General features: G+C 48.2%; 1 protein-coding gene and 1 pseudogene. One reads left to right on the top strand and one right to left on the bottom strand.

Annotation, left to right across the window (positions count from 1 at the left end; translation table 11 throughout):
• Positions 1-534 (bottom strand): annotated as a pseudogene (locus ACUVJL_RS38635) (RNA-guided endonuclease InsQ/TnpB family protein); the annotation flags it as partial.
• Between the two features lie 319 nt (positions 535-853).
• Here ACUVJL_RS38635 and ACUVJL_RS38640 point away from each other — a divergent pair.
• Entirely contained in the window at positions 854-2,386 is a 1,533-nt protein-coding gene (locus tag ACUVJL_RS38640) for a toll/interleukin-1 receptor domain-containing protein (RefSeq protein WP_445250647.1), read from the top strand.
• Positions 2,387-2,444: the final 58 nt, after the last annotated feature.

Here is a 2,444-nt window from a genome sequence, read left to right on the forward strand (position 1 = left end):
AGTGCTCCGTGTGCCTTTCGTGGCTTTTCGCTGGATATTTGCTCTCAACTTGGCATAATGATTTCTAACTTTGGTAATTTGTTTACCGCTAAATGTATCTCCATCAGAAGTAACTGCAATATCAGTCCTACCCAAATCACAACCCAAAACTTGATTGCTTGGTGGAGGCTCGGCTGGCTGAGATTCAAGCTGAATATTGAGATAGTAACTACCATAAGAGCGTTCGCACAAAGTAGCAGTCTTGGGGTTTTGACCTTTCAACAATCCAAGTTGGTAGTTCCCGATAGCCAGTACAAACCGTTCCCTACCACCAGTAGTAGTCAAACTTACTGTCCAATCTTTTTCCCTAAAAGAAAAGATACGGGTATCGTAAGTGACGCTAGTAGGAGCAAAGCTGCTGACTGGCGAACCATCTTTTTTAGCTGTTTTTCTGTTGCCAGAAACCCGTCTAATAGCATGGATTGCCAACTGCGCCGAAAGTCCAAACATATCTCTGACATTGTGATATACCTGCAGATTGCATCGCCAATTCATTTGTCAGAGTTGGCGGCACAGTTTGATTCACGTATTCACAAGCATTAGCGAACGCCTGAAGGGTTGCATCAATTTTGAGGGACTGCTCAGGCGTTACTTGGAGCTTGCAAGATACTGTCAGGACTTGTTTCATGACAAGAGTGTATCACGTATTGAATAAATTCTGTTGCGTTTATAGATAATTTGTTCAGCTCTTGAGCCTCACGCGCATTCCTCCCGACACTCAACGGGGTACCGTTAGAGTGCGGGACTCCTGCTGTTTTAGTTGAAGTGGGAGAGACAGCATAAGAATCCGAGTATTCTGCTGCGAGGTTATAACTTGCGAAGTGCAGAGACGTGGTTGAAGGTAGGGCAGAAACGGACCCAGCATCGCCCGACAGCATTAATTGAAGAATTCATTGCTGAAAGTTTGCGGCAACCGCCCTGGTCGTCCCTCGATGTTTTTATTTCTTATTCTCGCGTAGATTCGGATTTAGCCAGAAAGCTCAATAACGGACTGCAACTACAGGGAAAAACGACTTGGTTCGACCAAGAAAGTATTGCCTCGGGAGCGGATTTTGCGCGAGAAATCGAGCAGGGCATCCAATCGTCTGATAATTTCTTATTTATTCTTTCCCCGCAATCGGTAAATTCACCCTATTGCGCGATGGAAGTGGAGTATGCAGCCAAGTTGAACAAGCGGTTTGTGACTCTGCTGCATCGAGAGGTGAATTCCGCAGACTTGCATCCGGAGTTAGCCAAAGTCCAGTGGATAGATTTCAATCAAAACGAGGGGGATTTCAATGCCAATTTTAATCAATTGGTCAGAACCCTGGATACAGACAGAGAACACTTACAGAATCATACAAAATGGTCTCAGCGATCGCTCGAATGGGAACAAAAAAAGAACACAAAAGACTTACTGTTGCGGGGAAGTGAATTAGCAGTTGCCGAAGCTTGGTTGAAGGAGACTCAAGCGCAAAAGAAACAGCCCGCCGCGACGAAGTTACAAAAGGCATATATTGCCAAAAGTGGGGGGCATAAGCGCCAAAATCGGCTGTTGTTAGCCGGGGCAGTTGTGAGTGTGATGGGGGTAGTGACGGCTTTTTGGTTGAAGGCTGAAAGAATTGCCACCATTGCGACGCTGGGGGAAAAAGCCGCCCGCGCTCAGTTGTTGGTCTCGATCGATCCCGTAGAAGCACTCATTCTGGCAATTCAAGCCACAGGCCAAAGCCGATCGTCATTATTTACTTTACAGACCGTTGTGCCCCAGGTTCAGTCTAGTTTACGAGATGCTATTGAGGATGCCAGAGAACAAAATATCCTACAAGGGGATGAGGGTTGGGTCCACTCAGTGGCATTTAGTCCCGACGGCAAGACGATCGTCAGTGGCGGTAATGACGGGACCCTTCGCCTGTGGAATCGCTCTGGCAAAGCCATCGGTCAACCCTTCAAAGGGGATGAGGGTAGCGTCTACTCAGTGGCATTTAGTCCCGACGGCAAGACGATCATCAGTGGCGGTGGGGACGGGACCCTTCGCCTGTGGGATATTACCTCTGGCAAAGCCATCGGTCAACCCTTCAAAGGGCATGAGGGTAGCGTCATGTCAGTGGCATTTAGTCCTGACGGCAAGACGATCGTCAGTGGCGGTGATGACGGGACCCTTCGCCTGTGGCGCGGCAATTGGCAAGATTGGCTGGAGGTCGCGTGCAACCGGTTAATCGCGCATCCAATCTTAGTTGCGCCCCAAACGCTGCTGAAAGAAGATGCTGAAACGATCTCCGTGGCTAAAGATGCTGCTAAAACCTGTCAGCAATTGGTCTGGAACCCTGAGGATAACGCCCAGTTTTTAGTAGACCTCTTGCAAAAATAACTAGGACGGGCAAGATGCCCATCCCACAAGAGTTATTTTTTCTTGTGGGATGGGCATC

Source organism: Microcoleus sp. OTE_8_concoct_300 (genome assembly GCF_031383065.1).
Classification (GTDB): Bacteria; Cyanobacteriota; Cyanobacteriia; order Cyanobacteriales; family Microcoleaceae; genus Microcoleus.